Annotated in this window: 20 protein-coding genes; 6 read left to right on the plus strand and 14 right to left on the minus strand. The window is 47.1% G+C overall.

Translation table 11 applies throughout. The features are described 5' to 3' along the window. Nucleotides 1-179: 179 nt before the first annotated feature. The 14 genes from MMIC_RS06605 to MMIC_RS06675 all read right to left on the minus strand — a co-directional run bounded on the left by MMIC_RS06605 (nucleotide 180) and on the right by MMIC_RS06675 (nucleotide 11,269). Nucleotides 180-1,334, minus strand: coding sequence for a hypothetical protein (locus tag MMIC_RS06605; RefSeq protein WP_072659682.1), 1,155 nt, complete (start codon nucleotides 1,332-1,334; stop codon nucleotides 180-182). Nucleotides 1,335-1,381: 47 nt separating this feature from the next. Beyond that, complete coding sequence (locus tag MMIC_RS06610; RefSeq protein WP_072659683.1) at nucleotides 1,382-1,633, minus strand: hypothetical protein; 252 nt, start codon at nucleotides 1,631-1,633, stop codon at nucleotides 1,382-1,384. Between the two features lie 472 nt (nucleotides 1,634-2,105). Then, entirely contained in the window at nucleotides 2,106-2,498 is a 393-nt protein-coding gene (locus MMIC_RS06620) for a helix-turn-helix domain-containing protein (protein WP_072659685.1), read from the minus strand. After that, complete coding sequence (locus MMIC_RS06625; protein ID WP_072659686.1) at nucleotides 2,495-3,634, minus strand: tyrosine-type recombinase/integrase; 1,140 nt, start codon at nucleotides 3,632-3,634, stop codon at nucleotides 2,495-2,497. The genes MMIC_RS06620 and MMIC_RS06625 overlap by 4 nt, the downstream gene beginning before the upstream one ends. 290 nt (nucleotides 3,635-3,924) lie before the next feature. Beyond that, the gene (locus MMIC_RS06630) at nucleotides 3,925-4,935 is read right to left on the minus strand and encodes a YifB family Mg chelatase-like AAA ATPase (RefSeq protein WP_083530482.1); all 1,011 of its coding nucleotides are present in this window, start codon (nucleotides 4,933-4,935) and stop codon (nucleotides 3,925-3,927) included. 1 nt (nucleotide 4,936) lies between these two features. Then, nucleotides 4,937-5,194 carry an accessory factor UbiK family protein gene (locus MMIC_RS06635; protein ID WP_072659687.1) on the minus strand — a complete coding sequence of 86 codons (258 nt, stop codon included), beginning with the start codon at nucleotides 5,192-5,194 and terminating at the stop codon, nucleotides 4,937-4,939. Nucleotide 5,195: 1 nt separating this feature from the next. Continuing rightward, on the minus strand, nucleotides 5,196-5,846 hold the full coding sequence (locus MMIC_RS06640) for an SH3 domain-containing protein (RefSeq protein ID WP_072659688.1): 651 nt from the start codon (nucleotides 5,844-5,846) through the stop codon (nucleotides 5,196-5,198). Then, nucleotides 5,834-6,451: a flavin prenyltransferase UbiX gene (locus MMIC_RS06645; RefSeq protein ID WP_072659689.1), complete on the minus strand. Its 618-nt coding sequence runs from the start codon at nucleotides 6,449-6,451 to the stop codon at nucleotides 5,834-5,836. Before MMIC_RS06645 ends, MMIC_RS06640 begins: the two co-directional genes overlap by 13 nt. Nucleotides 6,452-6,567: 116 nt before the next feature. Continuing rightward, nucleotides 6,568-7,299, minus strand: coding sequence for an LPS export ABC transporter ATP-binding protein (lptB, locus tag MMIC_RS06650; RefSeq protein ID WP_072659690.1), 732 nt, complete (start codon nucleotides 7,297-7,299; stop codon nucleotides 6,568-6,570). Then, the gene (lptA, locus tag MMIC_RS06655; RefSeq protein ID WP_171966469.1) at nucleotides 7,296-7,769 is read right to left on the minus strand and encodes a lipopolysaccharide transport periplasmic protein LptA; all 474 of its coding nucleotides are present in this window, start codon (nucleotides 7,767-7,769) and stop codon (nucleotides 7,296-7,298) included. The genes lptB and lptA overlap by 4 nt, the downstream gene beginning before the upstream one ends. After that, entirely contained in the window at nucleotides 7,769-8,347 is a 579-nt protein-coding gene (gene lptC / locus MMIC_RS06660; RefSeq protein WP_072659692.1) for an LPS export ABC transporter periplasmic protein LptC, read from the minus strand. Before lptC ends, lptA begins: the two co-directional genes overlap by 1 nt. A 9-nt stretch (nucleotides 8,348-8,356) precedes the next feature. After that, nucleotides 8,357-8,926 carry a KdsC family phosphatase gene (locus MMIC_RS06665; RefSeq protein WP_072659693.1) on the minus strand — a complete coding sequence of 190 codons (570 nt, stop codon included), beginning with the start codon at nucleotides 8,924-8,926 and terminating at the stop codon, nucleotides 8,357-8,359. Then, nucleotides 8,926-9,891, minus strand: a complete 966-nt coding sequence (locus MMIC_RS06670; protein ID WP_143144899.1) for a KpsF/GutQ family sugar-phosphate isomerase — start codon at nucleotides 9,889-9,891, stop codon at nucleotides 8,926-8,928. Before MMIC_RS06670 ends, MMIC_RS06665 begins: the two co-directional genes overlap by 1 nt. Nucleotide 9,892: 1 nt before the next feature. Continuing rightward, nucleotides 9,893-11,269 carry a M23 family metallopeptidase gene (locus MMIC_RS06675; protein ID WP_227819401.1) on the minus strand — a complete coding sequence of 459 codons (1,377 nt, stop codon included), beginning with the start codon at nucleotides 11,267-11,269 and terminating at the stop codon, nucleotides 9,893-9,895. A 128-nt stretch (nucleotides 11,270-11,397) separates the two neighbouring features. On the opposite strand from MMIC_RS06675, the gene MMIC_RS06680 reads away from it, so the two are divergent. The 6 genes from MMIC_RS06680 to MMIC_RS06705 all read left to right on the plus strand — a co-directional run bounded on the left by MMIC_RS06680 (nucleotide 11,398) and on the right by MMIC_RS06705 (nucleotide 18,800). Continuing rightward, complete coding sequence (locus tag MMIC_RS06680) at nucleotides 11,398-11,883, plus strand: YajQ family cyclic di-GMP-binding protein (protein ID WP_072659695.1); 486 nt, start codon at nucleotides 11,398-11,400, stop codon at nucleotides 11,881-11,883. Nucleotides 11,884-11,895: 12 nt separating this feature from the next. Continuing rightward, on the plus strand, nucleotides 11,896-13,026 hold the full coding sequence (locus tag MMIC_RS06685) for an aminotransferase class V-fold PLP-dependent enzyme (protein ID WP_227819402.1): 1,131 nt from the start codon (nucleotides 11,896-11,898) through the stop codon (nucleotides 13,024-13,026). Between the two features lie 175 nt (nucleotides 13,027-13,201). Beyond that, complete coding sequence (locus tag MMIC_RS06690) at nucleotides 13,202-14,485, plus strand: serine hydrolase domain-containing protein (RefSeq protein ID WP_227819406.1); 1,284 nt, start codon at nucleotides 13,202-13,204, stop codon at nucleotides 14,483-14,485. Between the two features lie 50 nt (nucleotides 14,486-14,535). Continuing rightward, on the plus strand, nucleotides 14,536-15,369 hold the full coding sequence (locus MMIC_RS06695; RefSeq protein ID WP_072659696.1) for a substrate-binding periplasmic protein: 834 nt from the start codon (nucleotides 14,536-14,538) through the stop codon (nucleotides 15,367-15,369). A 60-nt stretch (nucleotides 15,370-15,429) separates the two neighbouring features. Beyond that, complete coding sequence (locus tag MMIC_RS06700; protein ID WP_072659758.1) at nucleotides 15,430-16,227, plus strand: substrate-binding periplasmic protein; 798 nt, start codon at nucleotides 15,430-15,432, stop codon at nucleotides 16,225-16,227. A 32-nt stretch (nucleotides 16,228-16,259) separates the two neighbouring features. Beyond that, a complete protein-coding gene (locus MMIC_RS06705) occupies nucleotides 16,260-18,800 on the plus strand; it encodes a hybrid sensor histidine kinase/response regulator (protein WP_171966470.1) in 2,541 nt (846 codons plus the stop codon). Nucleotides 18,801-18,975: the final 175 nt, after the last annotated feature.

Below are 18,975 nucleotides of genomic sequence, written 5' to 3' on the forward strand. Positions count from 1 at the left end.
TCGTTTCCACTGTGATCACTCCTGTTTTTTCCTCCAACTAAATCATTAGCTGGGGATACTACAGGGGGGTCAAATTTGGACGCTGATTTACCCCTCTAGGGGGTCAATTTTGAACGCTGAATAACATGCCAACATAAATGCCACCGCCCCGGCATTCCAGCATGTAGAGCCACCAGCTATCAACCTGTTGCATGCTGTGATTGGTTTGTGGAGTCTGCTTCATCGTACATGCGTGGGTCTAATAGCTTTAGGTACTTGATTGCTGTGAGTGGAGAAATACCATAAGCGTTTACCAACACTTTCGAATGCCGCATGCCAGATTGATAAGCATTATAAATTGATGTTGCAAACAACTGGTCTGCTGTGACCCCCATATCTTTTAGCACACATGAAACGGCTGAGGATGTCATGTGACAGCCGAATTTCCTCCCTGGGAACAACCATTCATTGTGAAGGTCGTCTTCCATCATGGAAAGTGCATGACGGTGTTCCAAATATCGGTCAAACAAGGCGCTAATTTCTGGTTCCAGTTCAAGTTCAGTTGTTCCGAAAGCGACGCTATATATGCCTTTTTCATTTCTTTGGATTTCCGACATGCGAAGTCGCACTAGTTTGCTTGGCTGCTGGGCATACATGAGCATTAATATGCCAATCAATCCTTTCTTGGATTCTTTTCCTTCAGAGCATAACCAGTTTTTAATTAGCTCATTGCATTTGTCTGGGGGCAATAATGCATCTTTAGGGATGTTTAAATTAACCGGCTCAATTTTCAGTTTCCTGAACACCTTGCCATGCCTGTTAAAATAACTAACAAGTGTGCGCAGTGGCTGTTTGTAGCCAGGATTGTGAAAAATAAATCCATCAACAATATCCTGATGTATTTGACGGTTATTTATGATTCCACATGCATCAATATGGTTATAAAATCGAATAGCGACCTGAAGTGCACTTGAAATAGTTCTCGGCCTAAACCTAGCCTTTTTTCCTTTCCAACCGCGATCTGCATATCGCTTGGCGATGGTTTCAAGGTGCTCTTGAAATGCGATCATTTCCTTTTCAAACCATTTTCCACATGCTTGTGCTACATACATATTCTGACGTCGCTTCTCAGCAGCAGCACGGATTTCATCGCGGGTTAGTGGAGTGAATAATCCAAGGCTGGCCATGTAGTCATACGGTGTTGTGAACACACGTAGTCCATTTGCCCCAAATTCCTTTAATAATGCATGCCCGCAAACTGAATCACGTGAAGGAAACATAACATCCAGCTTCATGAAGAAGGGAAAATATTGCTCAACTTTCATGGCACCATAATTGGGGGTTTGAAGTTCCATTAACGACTGAATGAAGTCAGCAAAGCATTCTTTAGCCCAGTCAGTGTTCAATAGGCTTTGGCAACGCACAACACGTTTAACTGCATAGTCACGCCAGTAGCAGTCTTCGCACTTGGTCTTGCTATGCTTAACTCCTTTTTCTCCGCATTGAGGGCAGATAAATGGATTTGTTCCACGTTCATGGCACTCTCTACATATCTGTCGCCCCTGAGCATCGAGAGCTTCAGGGCTACGATGTTTATGACAGCCAGGGCAAGTGATGCGGGCATTCTTTCTGCAGCTTGGACAAACAGCTTCATGAATGCCTGCATTTGAATCGGCCTGTGTAAATAGGCTGTAGGTACCACAATGTGCACATGGCTTTGCTTTTTTAACCCGTTCTCTGCAGCTAGGACATATTGGCCGACTTTCTGGCCAATCTGCAGTTCCTGAGAAATCTTTTTTACAGATGGTACACGGTCTCGTTACAAGAAGCCTGTATGCGCATTTTGCACAAACAACTTTTCCATCAAGGACTCTTCCCCCTGAATAGGCATTGTTACCGCAATGATCGCATGTACGTGCCTTGGTTTTGCAGCCATGGCAAATGAAGTCATCTTGCGGCATTGTGTTGCATACCTTTCCACAGCATGTGCAAGGGATTTTGGGTAGGTTGTCATAGCATCCCTTACAAAACCCATTCTTTGGTGCGTTCCTGAATGAATATACGCGCCCTGTCATAGGACGGGCACAGGAATCGCACGGGAGAACGGATTTACTACACACGGCTATTTACTGTCCTTTTACAGGCATAGGGAGAGCTTTCCCACCGGTAATTGATAAAATGTTATCTACTTCTCTGGGTTCAGTTGTTTTTTGTCTGCCTTTTGGTTTGGTAGTTGGTGTGGCTGCACCTTTTTCAGCATGTATTCTTCCTACCGGTGGCTTTGAATCTTTGGGTTCATCATGCTCAACAACAATTAAGTCATTGGGGTAGCAGTGAAATATTTCCATTAGCCCACGTAAAACAGTAACACTAATTCTGTCAGGCATCTTGTTAACAATTCTGGTTACTTGTGCGGTAGATATTTCAACCCCAAGTGCATCGAGTTGACGAGCAAGTTCAGTTGCTGATTTGATATCATGTTGCGCCATCATTACTCTAAGGTTCCATGTGATTTTCATTTTTTCCCTCCTCCGTTGGTATCTTTACTCTGTAATGCGGTATCGATTTGTGATCTGTTGTAATCATTGAGCAGCTTATTTACAAACTCATCACCGCAATGGGTATAGCCCTGTGTGGTTGCGGAGAATTCATGTCCGAGTTTGCGTCTGCTGTATTCAACGCTAAGACCTGCTTCTGCTGCGTGGGTTGTATATGTGTGTCGAAGGCAGTGGGGGACAAAGCCTAAACCTTCAAGGCCGGCATATTTCAAAATTTTATTGAAACGATAAATAAGGGTCCTGGAATTCAGGTGGGTGCCACGTTCAGTCAAAAAGAATGCCTCTGTGTTCGGGTCACAGTGAGGTTTTTCAAGGAATCTGGGGCGAACCTCATCAACATACCATTGAAGGATTGGAGGTAAGTTAACATTATCCACCGGAACAGTTCGGATCTTGGGGCCACTGCCATTACTGCCTTTTCCATATACTGTGGCAAAACCAAAATCACCATACTCTGGAGTTCCAGGGTTTTCTCTAAATGAGTTCGTGGTTAGTCCACGAGCCTCTGAATTCCTCAATGCTAAAATGTAGAGTGTATAGAACATGGCTTTATCACGCTGTAGAATTAAAAACTCTTTGGACCTGAATTTATATGCTTCGACTATCTGTTCATCAATAGCATCAAAAAATTGTTCAATCTGCAGATGTGTGAAAGCAGGGCGTTCATTTGTACGCTGCCTTTCGTTGACGTGAGGGATCTTATTTTCTTCTGTGACGATCTGGCGAGCTTTCACGCCAAAGCTGTTCAAAATTTCTGCACGAAATTTCACATTGTTAGTGAAGTATCTATAATATTGCTGAATCGCCGTCTGATACTTTCTCTGTGATTCAGTAGCTAGTTTCCGCTCCACGCCTATGTGGTAGCACCAAGCATCAAAATCATCTTCGTCTGCATTCCAGGGAGCTTTCTGAGTGTAAGTCAGGAAATCATTCAGCGTTCTCAAATCACCTTGGACTGATTTTTCAGTGTGATTTAATGAGCCAAGTCTACGCTGCTCATAACCCTTGGTGATGGCGCTCAGTAGAGCTTGCTCCTTTTCAGAAATATTAAGATGGTTGGCTTGAGTCTGGACAACTTGCACGTGCTTACGAGGCATGGTTGCCTCCTAATCTACTTAATTCAACAATGCGGAATTTCCAATCTTCTCTCTGCATAAAGCGCATTATAATTGCATTTAATGCAATATGCAAGCATTTAATGCGACATTCCTGCATGGGGGCATAAAGTAGGGTGGTGAACATTACATTAAATGCAACTATCTGATCTGAAAGGTTTTTTAAGTGGGGGGTGGAAACTCCAATGTTCAGAAAATACTTGCATTTAATGCAAGATTCATAGTGTAGGGTGAAGTTTGTAATGTTCAATAAGTTACATATAAACAACCACTTAGCCCGCGTATTGACGATCTTGATTTGAATACTGGTAATATTGGAAGGTTGGTAACTCATCGAGGAATAATATGCCAAAATCTGCCTTGGATATTTCTCCCGGTTTGGGATTGCTTCCGCCACCGATAATGGCCACATTGGAAGCAGTATGATGAGGCGTTCTGATCGGAGGCAATTTACTCATGGCAGGCCGTGATCGATCCCCTGACACACTGTATATACGGGTAACTTCCAGAGCCTGTTCCGAGGTCAGTGGAGGCATGATTCCCGGCAGGCGTTTGGCCAGCATGCTTTTACCGACTCCGGGGCTGCCATTGAGCAGCAGATGATGTCCGCCAGCTGCAGCAATCTCCAGTGCCCTGCGTGCCTGTTGCTGACCTCGCACATCACACATATCCGGTATATTCTCAGAAATCTGTGTGTCATCAGTTTCGAAGTAAGCCTGTTCTATCGCTTTAAAGCCGGTCAAATGTTCTACAACAGTTAGCAGGTTGGCAGCAGGATAAATCTGTATGTCATCGATGGCGGCCACTTCATTGATATTATCCGTGGGCAGGATGATAGATTGAAAACCATGTGAGCGGGCAAAAAGCACCAGCGGTAATACACCGTTCACAGGATTGATGCGGCCATCAAGAGCCAGTTCACCGATCAGGAAGGGAAGCTTGCTTTCGTTCTGTGAAACTGATGCCGAACTGGAAAGCTTCAATGCATTATCGAGCTGGATCTGCCCTGATGCCATGAGCAGTCCGATGGCAATAGGAAGGTCGAAATAGGAGCCGTCCTTGCGCATATCGGCAGGGGAGAGGTTCACCGTGATTCGACGCAGCGGAAATTCAAACCCAGAATTAATAACCGATGAGCGGACTCTGTCGCGAGCCTCACGAACTGCGGCTTCGGGCAGCCCAACCAGAGACCAGCAGGGAATGCCGCGAGACAGATCAACTTCAACATCAACGGCTTCAGCATCCAAACCACGTAAACTGGCGGAAGCAAGCCGGGCGAGCATATTAACTCAGTTTTTTGATTTGAGCTTCCAGCTCGCTTACTCGGGCTTCCAGTGCCGAGAGTTCTTCACGTGCTTTCCTTAACATGGCTTCCTGAACCTGCATACGCTCATGGGTCACCACATCAAACTGATCAAGCGCGCCTTCAACAATACTTTTAACCTGTGCTTCGGCACCCTGTTTGAGGCCACCCAGCAGACGAAGGCCGCCGGCAATTTTTTCTGCAATATCGTCCAATGACTGTTGATTATTGCTGCTCATCTTATTTCTCCGCTCTGCTCAAGATTGATTTTCGTTTATTCTTCTCTTGTTTATCGATTATAGCACCTTTCAGATAGGCTGTTTTACCTGAAGGCAGTTTAATCATTAACCAGCCCTGAGAACCGATTTTACTGACTTCAAGACTGGCACCGGGCCTGAACCAGCCGACCCGTTTGGAGTCAACTGAAGTCTTGGCTCTCAGATTGTTATATTTTTTCCTGCTGAAACGAGTGTATCTGGGCAATTTTTTCAGTTTGACTTCGATCAGTTCTGTGATGGCGGTTTCAACGGACTCTTCACGAGATGAACTGCGCACTTTTATATAAACAGTTGTGAGTTGAGGTGTTTGCCGTCTCACAGTCATTGTACCGTCCAGACGCTGATTGCCAAAGCCAATGCCATAACCGCCATCTTCCTGGATTTCAAGCACATCAATATCCAGTTTCATATCCCTTAGTGAACTCTGGATAGCAGCCAGCGTGCGTTTCATGCTGGATGGGAAGCTTTTTTCCAGGCCGACAAACTGGTTGCCCAACACTTCGAATACGGCTCCGGGAATCGCCGAAACTGCAGTGACAGCGACACAGCCAGACAACATGAATGGCAGCAGTATGATAAGCGCTGATACACGAACGAGTCTTAAATGCCCCATTTTTTAGCCTCCGGATTAGACAGGTCCAGATGATCGAGCACGCGGTCTACAATAAAATCAATGATCTCAGTTATCGATTCCGGTTTATGATAAAAGCCGGGCATGGCAGGGATAATATGGGTTCCCAGATGCGAGAGTTTGAGCATGTTTTCCAGATGAATAGATGATAAAGGGGTTTCTCGAGGTACAATAATCAGTTGCCGCTTTTCTTTCAGTATCACATCGGCAGCACGTTCGATCAGGTTGTCCGACATGCCTCCGGCAATGCGCGCCATCGTACCCATCGAGCATGGGATGATGACCATCTGTTTGATGCCGGCAGAACCAGATGCCGCAGGTGAAAACCAGTCTTTCAGTTCATAGTTATGCAGCAGGTGACTTGAAATATTGAGATGCTTTGCCAGCGCAGATATAACCAGTTCGGTCTGCTCAGGCAGGTTTAAACCGGTTTCCTGTTGCAGTACAACTCTGGCTGCTTTGGAGAGTAGCAAATGTTGCGCTACACCTGCCTCAGCCAGACGTTGAATCAGTCTCAAACCGTAGGCTGCTCCGGATGCACCGGTCATTGCAGTAATGACAGATCTGTTTTCGTTACCGCTTTGCATCACTGGTTTCAGCCTCTCCTGTTAATAACTGCAAACATTAATCATGCTGAACAGTCTAACTGTCTGCAAGTATTGTGTTATTTTGATGCGAATTCCACTGTACAGAGAGTACAGCCCTACATCGAAAAGCTTTCACCCAGATAGAGACGTCGGGCATCCGGGTGAGCAATAATCTCATCTGACGTACCCTGCACAATAATTTCCCCAGCACTCATCAGATATGCGCGGTCGCAGATGGAGAGTGTGTCACGAACATTGTGGTCGGTGATCAGAATGCCGATGCCTTTGCTTTTAAGCTCGGCAATGATGGTTTGAATATCTTCGACGGCGATAGGGTCCACACCGGCAAAGGGTTCATCAAGCAGCAGGAATCGTGGTTTGGTGACCAGGGCGCGGGCAATTTCTGTACGCCTGCGCTGACCACCGGAGAGGGTATAGGCTTTCTGATGTTGTACGCCCTCAATGCCGAAATCGATAAGCAGCTGTTCAAGTTCTTCTTCAACTTGAATCTCCGGTATGTCGAGTGTCTCAAAGATGGCCAGCAGGTTTTCCCGTACGCTTAATTTGCGGAAGATGCTGGCCTCCTGAGGCAGGTAACCGATGCCGCTGCGGGCGCGAAGATGCATCGGCAGGGCAGTGATATCGTCCTCATTAAATGAAACTGATCCGGTATCCGATTGAATTAGTCCGCATACCATGTAGAAGCTTGTGGTTTTACCCGCGCCATTAGGGCCCAGCAGGCCGATGCATTCGCCGGAGAAAACATCAAGGTTTACGCCGCTGACAACCTGTTTGCTGCGGTATGATTTACACAGGCCTTTGGCAGAGAGGTGATGGACGCTGCTCATTTTTTGCTCCCGCCAGACATCGGAGTGGAGCCATTCTGATCCGACTCAATGACCATATGCGTTCTTCCACCAGCTTTGGGCTGTACGATGGTTTTCTCCTGATTAATGTAGTGAATGATGGTCTCACCCTGAATCCGACTGCCCTGTTGCTGCAGGCTGGCATTGCCAATCAATGTGAGTTTTCCTTTAACCTGATCCAGCACAGCTTTGTTTGATGAGCCGGTGATTTTACCCTGTTTGAGCTTGATGTTGCCGAATGCTTCAGCATGGTCGAGTTGGTTGTTTTTGTAATAGGCAATCAGCTTGTCGCAGTGCAGTTGAAAATCATCCCTTGTGAGTTGCACCTTCCCGATGAATTCAGCCTGACTGGTTTTATGGAAAAAAGTCATTTTGCCGGACTCTATTTCGACAGGTCCAGCCAGCGCTGAGCCGGAGCTGAGAATCAATAGCAATGCTAACATGGTTTTCATCACGGTTTTGCTCCTTGCCATTGCGGGCTACTGTTATCCTGAATCCAGATACCTTCATCTACGATGATCTCTTCACGCTGTCGATGCAAGCGCATATTTTTACCTCTGGCGGACATCGATTCACCTTTAATGTTGAACTTCTCCGGCACATGTAACACATCTGTTGCACTGGTATAAATCATCATATCGGTTGTCAGATGCCAGAGATCATAGACGACGTTAACCTGATCTTCGAAACGAATGTCTCGACTCAGGGGATTAAACCACGCCTGTTTACTGTCTATCGTTATCTTGTCCCCCGATTGCGTAAACAGACTCAAGGTAGGTGACACCAGATTCATCTGTCCGTCCAGTTGCTGTTTTGCCTCTTCAGCTTTGAGTTGCCATATCACCTTGCCATCTTTTCGTTCTACGATAAGCGGGCTTTCAACCTTGGTCTGTGGCTTTTCAACCTGGGTTTCTTCAACAGCTACCTCCTGGGGGGATTGCAGCCACATCAAGGTAATAGCGATAACAATACTGCCAACTGAAAGCAGCAGACTTGCCCATTTTAGCCATGGCCAGAAAGAAAATCGCATTGTTCGGGCTTATGCGCTCCAGCCGCTGTCGGCAGGACTGACCTGATAACGGTCCATGACATCATTCCAGCTGTCCTGAGCGAGGATAATGCCTTCTGCAGCCTGTCTGATGGCACCACGACCACCTGGGTTATCTGAAATCCAGTCGACATGGTTGAGTACTGCCAGGCAGGCATCAGCCGGGGCAAGTGTTAATCCACAGCGATACATGGGAGGCAGATCGATAATGTCATCACCCATCATGGCACATTGTTGTGCCGGGATACCTGATTTGAGCTCCAGTGCTGCCAGCGCTTCATCTTTATTGAGGCTTTTCTGGGTGACAAAATCGATACCCAGGTCGCGGGCTCTTGCCTCGACAACAGGCGAAGTACGGCCTGTAATAATGGCAATTTTCACTCCGATACGCTGCAGCAGTTTAATACCGTGACCATCACGCACATTGAAGGCTTTGAGTTCATCACCGTGTTTGTCCATGATGATGGACCCGTCTGTCATGACACCATCGACATCGAGTATAAGCATGCGAATGTCTGCGGCTTTATCGAAAGGAAAATCAAACCCTGTTTTCTGACTCATCACAGACCTCCCTGCAGAATATCATGCATATGCACTACGCCTTGCAGTTGTTGCTCTTCATCAGAGACAAACAGAACCATGATTTTATGCTCTTCCATGACCAGCAGGGCTTCACTGGCAAGTTTATTTGCACTGATCTGCATAGGATTGCGATGCATCAGTGTTTGCACAGGAGCATCGAGATCCATGTGCCCGGATTCAAGGACACGGCGAAGGTCACCATCACTTAAACAGCCAACCAGATTGCCGGCTTCATCCGTAATACCGGTAATACCGAGTCGGTGTGAACTCATCTCCATAATGGCTTCACGCAAACTGGCCAGATGATCGACCAGTGGCAGCTCTTTGCCCTGATGCATAACATCAGAAACGCGCAGCAATTTGCGGCCAAGACTACCTGCCGGATGCACGCGGGCAAAATCCTCTTCCCTGAATCCGCGATGGTTCAGGATGACTACGGCCAGTGCATCTCCAAGCGCAAGCGTAGCTGTGGTGGATGCAGTGGGGGCCAGATTCAGCGGGCAGGCCTCTTTGGTAACCGGAATATGCAAAACCGTATCGGCATGGCGTGCCAGGGTAGAGCTGGTGTTACCGGTAATGGCAATCACTTTGGCTCCACGCCGTTTGATTTCCGGCAGCAGACCGCATACTTCAACTGTTTCACCACTGTGCGAGAGGGCAAGTACGGCATCAGAGCCTGTAATCATTCCCAGGTCACCATGCTGTGCCTCGGCGGCATGCACAAAAAATGCTGCAGTGCCGGTTGAGGCGAATGTGGCGGCAATTTTTTTGGCAATAATGCCGGATTTACCCATGCCTACGACAACCAGTCTACCGTCAATGGCAAGTATGGTTTCAACAGCATCAGCGAACTCTTCATCCAATGCATCACGTTGGGCTTTTAGTGCATCGATTTCGATATCCAGCACTTCACCGGCTTTGGCCAGCCACGCTTTTCGGTTCATATCAGCCCCAGTTATATTGTGTTGGAGGTTGCTTTAAACTACCCAGCAGCGGGGCAGTCTGTTGCAGAAAATGCTCTTTCTCTGCTTTTTCAATGGGTTTGGCAGGTGGGTGTTTAATGGTTAGTGGATTTACCGCACGGCCACGTGAACGAAACTCAAAGTGAAGGTGCGGGCCGGTAGCCAGTCCTGACATGCCGACATAACCGATGACTCTTCCCTGACGAATACGAACCCCTTTTTTAATGCCTTTGCCGTATTTGCGCAGGTGAGCATAGAAGGTGGTGTGATTACGGTTGTTGTGGCGGATCTGAACGATACGGCCATAGCCGCCTTTCCATCCGGCAAAGGTCACATAGCCATCACCGATTGAGTGGACAGGTGTGCCGGAAGGTGAAGCATAATCCACACCACGGTGTGCACGGGTATAACCGAGCACCGGATGTTTGCGTTTCAGCCTGAACCTTGAAGAGATGCGGGAAAATTTCACGGGTGCTTTCAAATACGCTTTGCGCATGCTTTTGCCATCAGGGTCAAAGTAATCAACTTTGCCATTGGCCTGTTCATAACGAGCAGCCAGAAATTCTCTACCCTGATTTACAAACTTGGCGGCCAGAATACTGCTCTCCAGCGTTCTGCCTTCGTCATCGAAACGCTCTTCGTAGATCACCTGGAAACTATCACCACTGCGCATGTCTCTGGCAAAATCGATATCCCAGGCAAAGATATCAACCAGGTTCATGGTTGTGCGCTGATCCATGCCAGCTCTTGCCGCTGAACTGAACAGGCTGTCTTCAATGCTGCCTGATGAAATACGCTGGCGGGTATAAACCTTTCTCTTAACAAGTTCGGCTTGCCATGTTTTTTCACCGGCGGGCAGACGCATCTGCAGACGTTGGAGCGCATCAATATTGTAGGAGACTTCAATGCCAGCCTCGCTATCAGCACGCTTGAATGTTTTGCCGGCTCGAATGTTTTTCAGTTTATAACTGGAGTTGGCGGCAGTAATGATGTTGTGACTGGTGCTTCTGTCGAAGCCAAGGCGCATCAATGCAGAAACTGCATTATCACCCGGTTGCAGCGTAGTCTGACTTTTCTGCGATGAACCATCGGCAGCCAGGGTTAGTTCGGGAGTTAACCATTCTTCATGCGGTTGTGAGCGAGCATTGACATCCTCGCCACCGGAACTGATGAACAGCATAATAAATGCAAAACCGACCAGTGCGCCGACTACAGGAAATATTCCGGGCCTGGGCAGTCTGGGCATAGTCAGCTTTGGCAGTGAAAAATTCAGACGCCTGGGCTTCTTAGCTCTTTTACGAGCATTGCCGTTTCCGTTTGCAAACCTGTCGGAAAAATCATGATTGAAGTTCTTTGGCAAAGATGCCCTCCTGACGGGGTAAACCTAAGTGTGGCGCATTGCTTGTCAAAGCCTGAGAAGGCAACATTTCGCTATTGAATGGATCACAGTCTAATGTGTCCATCTATTATTGGAGAGTTGGAGGGGATATGCCCAGTTTTGATGTGGTCAGTGAAACCGATATGCAGGAGATGACCAACGCGGTGAATCAGGTGATCAAGGAGATTACCACGCGTTATGATTTCAAGGGAAGCAAGGCCAGTATTGAACTGGGTGAGACTTCGATTACAGCTGTGGGTGATGACATCAATAAGCTGAATACAGTGACCGAAATTCTGCGCGCTAAACTTGTGCGCCGTAATCTGGAACCAAAATGTCTGGAATATGGCGAGCCGGAAGATGCCAGCGGCGGCACCAAACGACAGGTGATCACCATCAAACAGGGTGTAAGCACGGAACTGGCCAAGAAGATTGTCAAAAAGATCAAGGACGAAAAGATGAAGGTGCAGTCCTCCATCCAGGGCGATCAGGTGCGTGTAACCGGCAAGAAACGCGACGAACTGCAAGCCGTGATGGCCCTGATCCGCGGCATGGACTCCGATCGTCCACTCTCGTTCAGCAATTTCAGGGATTAACAATTTCCCAGCGTGATTGATTTTAGCCATGAGTTTCCTCTTTATGATGACCTGATTTATCTCAATCATGCTGCCGTCGGTGTCTGGCCGAAACGTACGGCGGATGCGGTGAAAGCCTTTGCTGATGAGAATATGCACCGCGGGGCTGCTGGATATCTGGAATGGATGAAAACCGAGAGGGAGCTGCGTGGAAGGCTGAAACGGTTAATCAATGCCGATTCAGTGGATGATATTGCACTGAGTAAAAATACATCCGAAGCATTGTCACTGATCGCTTATGGTCTGGAGTGGCAGGCAGGGGATAATATCGTTTCCACCAATCAGGAGTTTCCATCCAATCGCATCGTCTGGGAATCGCTGAAAGAGAGAGGCGTTGAACTGCGTCTGGCAGACCTGTCAGAAACCGACCCTGAATCAGCCATGCAGGAGTTGTGTGATGAACGCACGCGCTTGCTGACGGTGAGTTCGGTGCAGTATGGAACTGGGTTGCGTATGGACCTGAATCGTTTGGGGCATTTCTGTAGCCGGAATGACATTCTGTTCTGCGTGGATGCAATCCAGAGCCTTGGAGCGATGCAGTTTGATGTGGAGGCTTGTCAGGCAGACTTTGTGGTGGCTGATGCACATAAATGGATGCTCGGTCCGGAAGGCATTGCAGTCTTTTATTCCAGACCTGAGGCGAGAGAGCAATTAAAGCTTTCGCAATATGGCTGGCATATGGTGGAGCGGGCAGGGGACTTCGATGCAACAGATTGGTCGCCTGCCAGATCAGCCCGCCGTTTTGAACCGGGTAGCCCGAACATGCTTGGTATCTATGCACTCAATGCCAGCCTCTCCCTGTTTGAAGATATCGGTATGGATGTGGTCGAGGAAAAGGTGCTCGCCAACGCAAGACAGTTAATGGACTGGGTCGCATCCGAAGCACAACTGGAATTGATTACAACGGATCAACCCGGTCGTTTTGCAGGTATTGTCACCTTCCGTCACAAGAAGCTGGACAGGGAAGGCCATGCCGGGCTTTACCGTAAGTTGATGGCAGACGGGGTCATTTGCGCTAATCGTGCCGGCGGTATCCGCTTTGCGCCGCATTTTTATTCTGATGTTAATCTTGTAGAAAATTTCCGGGCAGCATTCTCTTTGTAAGACATTCATCTATTGGCAAGTGAATTGCTAATCTTTGCTAAGAAATCCGCGATAAATAAAAAGTTAAGGCCCTGACTAATAACTGCATATCGTGCGCGTTTTGTTTCAGAGGCCTTTTCAAAGGATATGCCATGCAAAAAGCGCTTCTTTTTTTATAACAACGTTTTTGATTGCCGTGACGCCTGCCTCTGCGGCTGATTACAAGACAGTCAAACCAGAAAAGGTGGGTCTCTCTTCCGAACGTTTGAAAAACATGGATCGTCTGATTGACGGGTATGTGGAGCGAAAACAGATTGCCGGTGCAGTAGTGATGGTGGCGCGTAAAGGCAAAGTTGCCTATTTCAAGGCATCCGGTCTGGCCGATGTTGGCAAACCCATGCAGCGCGACACCATTTTCAGAATCGTCTCGATGACCAAGTCGATTACCAGTACAGCAATTATGATGTTGTATGAACAGGGTAAGTTGCTGCTCTCCGATCCGGTATCCAAATATATTCCTGAATTCAGAAACCAGAAAGTTCTCGTGCCATTGCCGGAAGGTTCGGCATTTCCTTACAAGCTCGTGCCGGTAAAACGTGAGGTGCAGATTCGGGATTTGCTGGCGCATACATCCGGCATTCTTTATCTTTTTCTTAACGATGTGTATTCTAATCCGGGACGTAAAATGGTTGTTGATCTGTATAAAGAGGCGGGCATTACTGATGGTTTTTGCAGGCCTGACGAAGAGATTGGCGATATGGTCAAACGTTTGGCGCGCCTGCCATTATATGCACAGCCCGGCGAAGTGTGGGATTATGGCTTGAACAGCGATGTGTTGGGTTATCTGGTGGAAGTGGTCTCAGGCATGAAATTCGATGCTTTTGTTGAGCGGAATATCTTTAACCCCCTGAAAATGCATGACAGCCATTTCTATATTCCCAAAGAAAAATTACCGCGTCTGGCTGCGGTCTGGAAGAGCGACTGGCATGGCGACTTACAACGCGCAGATGAGAAACCGATCATGGCAGGGGACCTGTGCCTGAATCCATCCGATGCAGAAGCACTATCCGGCAAGTATCTTGCTGGTGGAGCTAATGTGCTATCCACTGTTTATGATTATTTCCGATTTGCGCAGATGCTCCTTAATGGCGGTCAACTCGATGGTGTGCGCCTGCTCAGTCGCAAGACGGTTGAATTGATGACGGCAACCAATCATATCGGTGCACATGAAGCAGAGTTCCTGCACAGCAAGGGCTGGAAATTTGGCCTGGGCTTTGCCATACAGCAGGACAGGGAACATCCGGTGGATAGCGGCGATGTGGGTACTTTTGAGTGGGCCGGCATCTATTCCACCCGCTTCAGCGTTGATCCCAAAGAAGAGAAAATCACCATATTCATGAGTCAGACCAACCCGTTTGGTCATCATTTCGAGCTATGGGATAAGGTGCTGGTGCAGTCTGCATCGGCCATAGCGGATTAGGTGACAGGGATATGCGAAGAGTGGTGTTTTGGGGGTACAGGAGATTAACCATGCAACGATTTGCCGAGTTTATATTTGCAGCAGCAGCGTTGGCTATACTTTTGCCGGGTTCAGCACAGGCAACCGGCCCGCGCGTGACTACAGCTTTATTCTCACCGGATAAAAATGAAGTGCATGCGGTGGATTTCCCTCCCTTTGTAACTGAGGAAGTTGTCGATGGCGGGCCAATTTCCGAGATAGTTAGAATAGCGTTGAAACGAGCGAAACTGGATGCTGTGATTACCACGCATCCGTTAAAACGCATGGTCCGCTATTATCTGTTGCAGGAAGATGCCCTAGCTGTGATGGGCTGGCATTTTCAATTTTCAAAAGAACAGAGGAAGCAGCTGATATTTGTTCCCATTTCAGGCTTGTCCGAGAAGTTTTTCTATTACAAGCCTGCTTATCCCAATGGGCTGAATCTCAACGAAGCCGGCAACCTGAAAGGAAAGCATTATGGGGCGCACAAGGGTGAAGAGAAAAGTTACTTTGCAAAGGCCGGAGCTGAAGTGCATTTCGGCAGAACTATCACCATGCTGAAAAAACTCAGGCAGGGTGATCTGGACTTTATCTGTGCACCACCTCAGTCCGTGGAGTGGCTGGTTGATCGATATATGCCGGAAGAAAAAGGTCGCTTTATTTCCACCGAAGCACACGCAGAGCATCAGGTGTATTTTATTGTATTCAACCGCAAGCACCCATCGGGTGAAGTGGCTGCAGAGAAATTCAAGCAGGCACTTTCGGCTATGGTCAGCGATGGCACTTCTGCAGCCATCTCGAAAAAACACTTTGGTGATAGTGATAATGGTAAAATGTTCTTGAGAAGGCTGGAGACATTCAAATAGTGATGCAATGGACAGGAGATTGAAATTTTACAGTCAGGTAGAGCAATGAACCGGACAGGGATGTTTATCATCTCTCTGAGTCTTATGGGGCTGTTTTCCCTGCCGGCTTTTTCCGGTCCTGTTTTGAAGCTGGATGCCAATGAGAGTGCGCCATTCTGGTCGGCATCACTGCCGGGAAACGGGATGTGTGGTGAAATTGTTCAGGCGATGTCAAAAGCCGCTGATGTTGAAGCATCCATTTCCTTTAAACCACTAAAACGTATGATAGAAAACGATGCCAATAATGATCTCGGCAATCCTGCCTTTTTTATGAAAAATCAGGAATTTTCAGCCGTTATTCCCATCGCAGTATATCATGTGTCAATTTTTTACTACCTTCCAAATCAACCTCATGATTCATCGGCGATGCCACTGGAGCATCTGAAAAACCATAAAGTTGGCCTGTTAAAGGGTACACTCGTTGATCGCTCCTCCTTCGAGCAGTTAGGTATTCAGTTTGAAGAAAGTTATTCCCATCAGTCGATGTTCAAGAAGTTGCGTAAGGGCAGACTGGATATGGTGATTGAGGTGGATCTGATTGGTCAACAGATCATCAGGAATCTGTTTCCGGATGAAGTGGAACAGTTCGGTGTTGCTGTGATGCCCAGATCCGATGCGCCTATTGCGGTCCTGTTAGCTGAGAACCAGCCTGATAGCATAGCCTTGGGCAAGCGTTTAAGAGATGCCCTGCAACAGGTCAGGGATAATGGTGAGTATCAGCGGATTTTGGATAAATATTATTCATCAGAAACATTGCCGAAGAACTATTTCAATCAACTGGACAGGTTTTCCTATCTATATGCCGAGGCTGAAGAGTAATGATGGGACAGGTGAAGAATAGCATCAAGAGCATGATTATCCTGATTGTGGTGGCGACTGTCAGTCTGGGGTTCATGGTGTTTGAACTATTTGATCACAGCCGGGCTAAACAAACTGCTCTGCAGAACCTGAATGAATTGTCTCAAATTAAAGCTGATCGCCTGGCTGAAAGCCTGATTCTACCCTTGTGGGAGGTTGATAAGGATTGGGTAAGCAAAATCATTGATTCGGAAATGCAGGATAAACAGGTCTATGCCATTACTGTGTCTTCAGAAAGAAAAATGTTTGCAGGGAAAAAACGGGATGAAAACTGGCAGCTGGTTCAGGCTTTGCCTGATATTGCCGGTGACTACATTGTTCACTCCAATAATATCATACAAGATAAAGAAATCATTGGTTCAGTAACAGTCTATCTCAGCCAGAAGTTCATGCAGCAGACCCTGTTTGAAAGGCTCATTAGGGAAGCTATAGCTTTGGTGTTTATCACCCTGTTTGTGACCCTCATTTTGATTTTACTGTTGAACAGGGTGGTGGTGCAGCGTCTGCAGAAAATTCTCTATGTTACCAGGGCAATTGCAAACGGTGATTATTCACATGATTTGCATGTCAGCCAGCATGATGAGGTTGATTTGCTGGCCAGTGGTATCAATGCCATGAAGAAAAATATCCAGCAACGTGAGGATCGCATCAGGCTATTACTCGATTCCACTGCCGAAGCTGTTTATGGCCTGGATATGGATGGCAGGTGTACCTTTGTAAACAAACAGTGTCTCACAATATTGGGTTATGAGAGCGAAGATGAGTGTCTTGGTGAAAACATGCATGACCTGATTCACCATACACGCAATGATGGCAGTCCATACCCGGCTAATGAATGTCATATCTACGAGGCATTCGAAAGAGGTGAGGGCACCCATGTGGTTGGTGAAGTCATGTGGAACAAGAGCGGTGGCAGCTTTCCCTCTGAATACAGGTCATTTCCTGTCTGGCAGCAGGGCGAAATCATTGGTGCAGTTGTCACCTTTACAGATATTTCAGAGCGGCAGAAGGCTGAAGAAAAAATTCAACTCTTTTCACAGGCTTTGGAGCAGTCGGGTGAGGCCATAGTTATTACCAATCACATGGGGGTAATCGAACATATTAATCCGACATTTACCCTGATTACCGGCTATTCTGAGAAAGAGGTTTTAGGCCAGAACCCCCGCATCCTGAAAAGTGGCAGCCAGAGTTCTCAATTTTATGAAAATATGTGGGATACTCTCATTTACGGGCAGACATGGCAGGGGAAAGTGATCAACAAGAAGAAGAGCGGTGAATTTTACCCCGCTATGCTGACGGTCTCACCGATCAAGAATGAGGCTGGAAAAACCACCCATTATATTGGCATCCAGCAGAATCTGGAAAAATTCGAAGAACTTGAAGCACAATTTCATCAGTCACAGAAAATGGAAGCGATTGGTACACTGGTGGGCGGCATTGCACATGATTTCAATAACAACCTGGCAGGTATTACAGGCAATCTCTACCTGGCGAAAAAGGCAGCCAAAGCACTGCCCGAGGTTGTGAAACGACTCAATAGTGTTGAGCAACTTTCATTTTCTGCAGCAGCAACAATCCAGCAGTTGCTCGCTTTCTCTCGTAAGGGGATTGTTGAGATGCACCCTCTATCGATCTCTTCATTTTTGAAGGAAACCATCAAATTGAATCAGGTATCATTGCCTGAAAATATCAATTTTCAATTGCAGGTGAATGATACAGATATGCAGGTAAACGGTGATATCAATCAGTTGCAGCAGGTGCTGATGAATCTGATTAATAATGCTCATGACGCAGTCAAGGAAAAGGACAGTCCATCCATCCAGGTTCATCTGAATCGCTTGAATGTCGATCATAATTTTGCAGATCGGCATGAAGGAGTACTGAGCGGCGAATATGCCTGCATCTCAGTGGTGGATAATGGTACGGGTATAAAACCAGAATATATTGAGCATATTTTTGAACCATTTTTTACCACCAAGGAACCGGGCAAGGGAACAGGCCTGGGTATGGCCATGGTTTATGGTGCTGTGAAAACACATGGTGGCTTTATTGATGTGCAATCTTCGCAGGGGGAAAAGCCTGAAACTATTGTCCAGATTTTCTTACCGCTCATGAATTCAGACCAAGCTGTGTTTGATTCTTCAGTTAACCAACAGGTGATGGCTGGCAATGGTGAGACAATTTTGCTTGTTAATGATAATGAGACAGTGCTGGAGACCGGGACCGATGTGCTTGAAGGCTTGGGCTATGCAGTGCTGACGGCTACAAACGGATTGCTGGCTGTTGAAATGTATCAGTCGCATAGGGCTGACATAGATTTGATCATTCTGGATGTGGTGATGCCGGAATTAGGAGGCGTTGAAGCTTTAAAACGAATCAGAACCATCAATCCGGAGGTGAAAGCCATATTTGCGACCGGATACGATAGACTCAGCACGTTGAGTACAGATCAACAGGAAATGACAGAGAAGGTGATCAGTAAGCCGTTCGCAATCAGCAAACTCAGCCAGTCCATACGCGAGTTACTTGATTAAACCATGAGGCATTTGTGCATCTGGTTGATGGCTGAATTGGTTCATTCCGGGGAAGCTGCATCCATATGGATTAGTTGCGACATTTGTGTGGCCGTCTGTTTAAAAAAGCTCCCTGTTCTCACAAAAAAAGTATCTCTCTCGCTGTAGTTTTTTTGTATTCAATAAACAGTTGTAT

It is taken from the genome of Mariprofundus micogutta, from assembly GCF_001895085.1.
Lineage (GTDB): Bacteria > Pseudomonadota > Zetaproteobacteria > Mariprofundales > Mariprofundaceae > Mariprofundus > Mariprofundus micogutta.

Coding starts and splice junctions, on each gene's coding strand:
- MMIC_RS06620 (WP_072659685.1), bottom strand. CDS start 2,498: ATGAAAATCACATGGAACCTTAGAGTAATGATGGCGCAACATGATATC.
- MMIC_RS06695 (WP_072659696.1), top strand. CDS start 14,536: ATGCAACGATTTGCCGAGTTTATATTTGCAGCAGCAGCGTTGGCTATA.
- MMIC_RS06700 (WP_072659758.1), top strand. CDS start 15,430: ATGTTTATCATCTCTCTGAGTCTTATGGGGCTGTTTTCCCTGCCGGCT.
- lptA (WP_171966469.1), bottom strand. CDS start 7,769: ATGAAAACCATGTTAGCATTGCTATTGATTCTCAGCTCCGGCTCAGCG.
- MMIC_RS06630 (WP_083530482.1), bottom strand. CDS start 4,935: ATGCTCGCCCGGCTTGCTTCCGCCAGTTTACGTGGTTTGGATGCTGAA.
- MMIC_RS06635 (WP_072659687.1), bottom strand. CDS start 5,194: ATGAGCAGCAATAATCAACAGTCATTGGACGATATTGCAGAAAAAATT.
- lptC (WP_072659692.1), bottom strand. CDS start 8,347: ATGCGATTTTCTTTCTGGCCATGGCTAAAATGGGCAAGTCTGCTGCTT.
- MMIC_RS06645 (WP_072659689.1), bottom strand. CDS start 6,451: ATGCAAAGCGGTAACGAAAACAGATCTGTCATTACTGCAATGACCGGT.
- MMIC_RS06610 (WP_072659683.1), bottom strand. CDS start 1,633: ATGAAGCTGTTTGTCCAAGCTGCAGAAAGAATGCCCGCATCACTTGCC.
- MMIC_RS06705 (WP_171966470.1), top strand. CDS start 16,260: ATGATTATCCTGATTGTGGTGGCGACTGTCAGTCTGGGGTTCATGGTG.
- lptB (WP_072659690.1), bottom strand. CDS start 7,299: ATGAGCAGCGTCCATCACCTCTCTGCCAAAGGCCTGTGTAAATCATAC.
- MMIC_RS06625 (WP_072659686.1), bottom strand. CDS start 3,634: ATGCCTCGTAAGCACGTGCAAGTTGTCCAGACTCAAGCCAACCATCTT.
- MMIC_RS06680 (WP_072659695.1), top strand. CDS start 11,398: ATGCCCAGTTTTGATGTGGTCAGTGAAACCGATATGCAGGAGATGACC.
- MMIC_RS06640 (WP_072659688.1), bottom strand. CDS start 5,846: ATGGGGCATTTAAGACTCGTTCGTGTATCAGCGCTTATCATACTGCTG.
- MMIC_RS06665 (WP_072659693.1), bottom strand. CDS start 8,926: ATGAGTCAGAAAACAGGGTTTGATTTTCCTTTCGATAAAGCCGCAGAC.
- MMIC_RS06605 (WP_072659682.1), bottom strand. CDS start 1,334: ATGGAACTTCAAACCCCCAATTATGGTGCCATGAAAGTTGAGCAATAT.
- MMIC_RS06670 (WP_143144899.1), bottom strand. CDS start 9,891: ATGAACCGAAAAGCGTGGCTGGCCAAAGCCGGTGAAGTGCTGGATATC.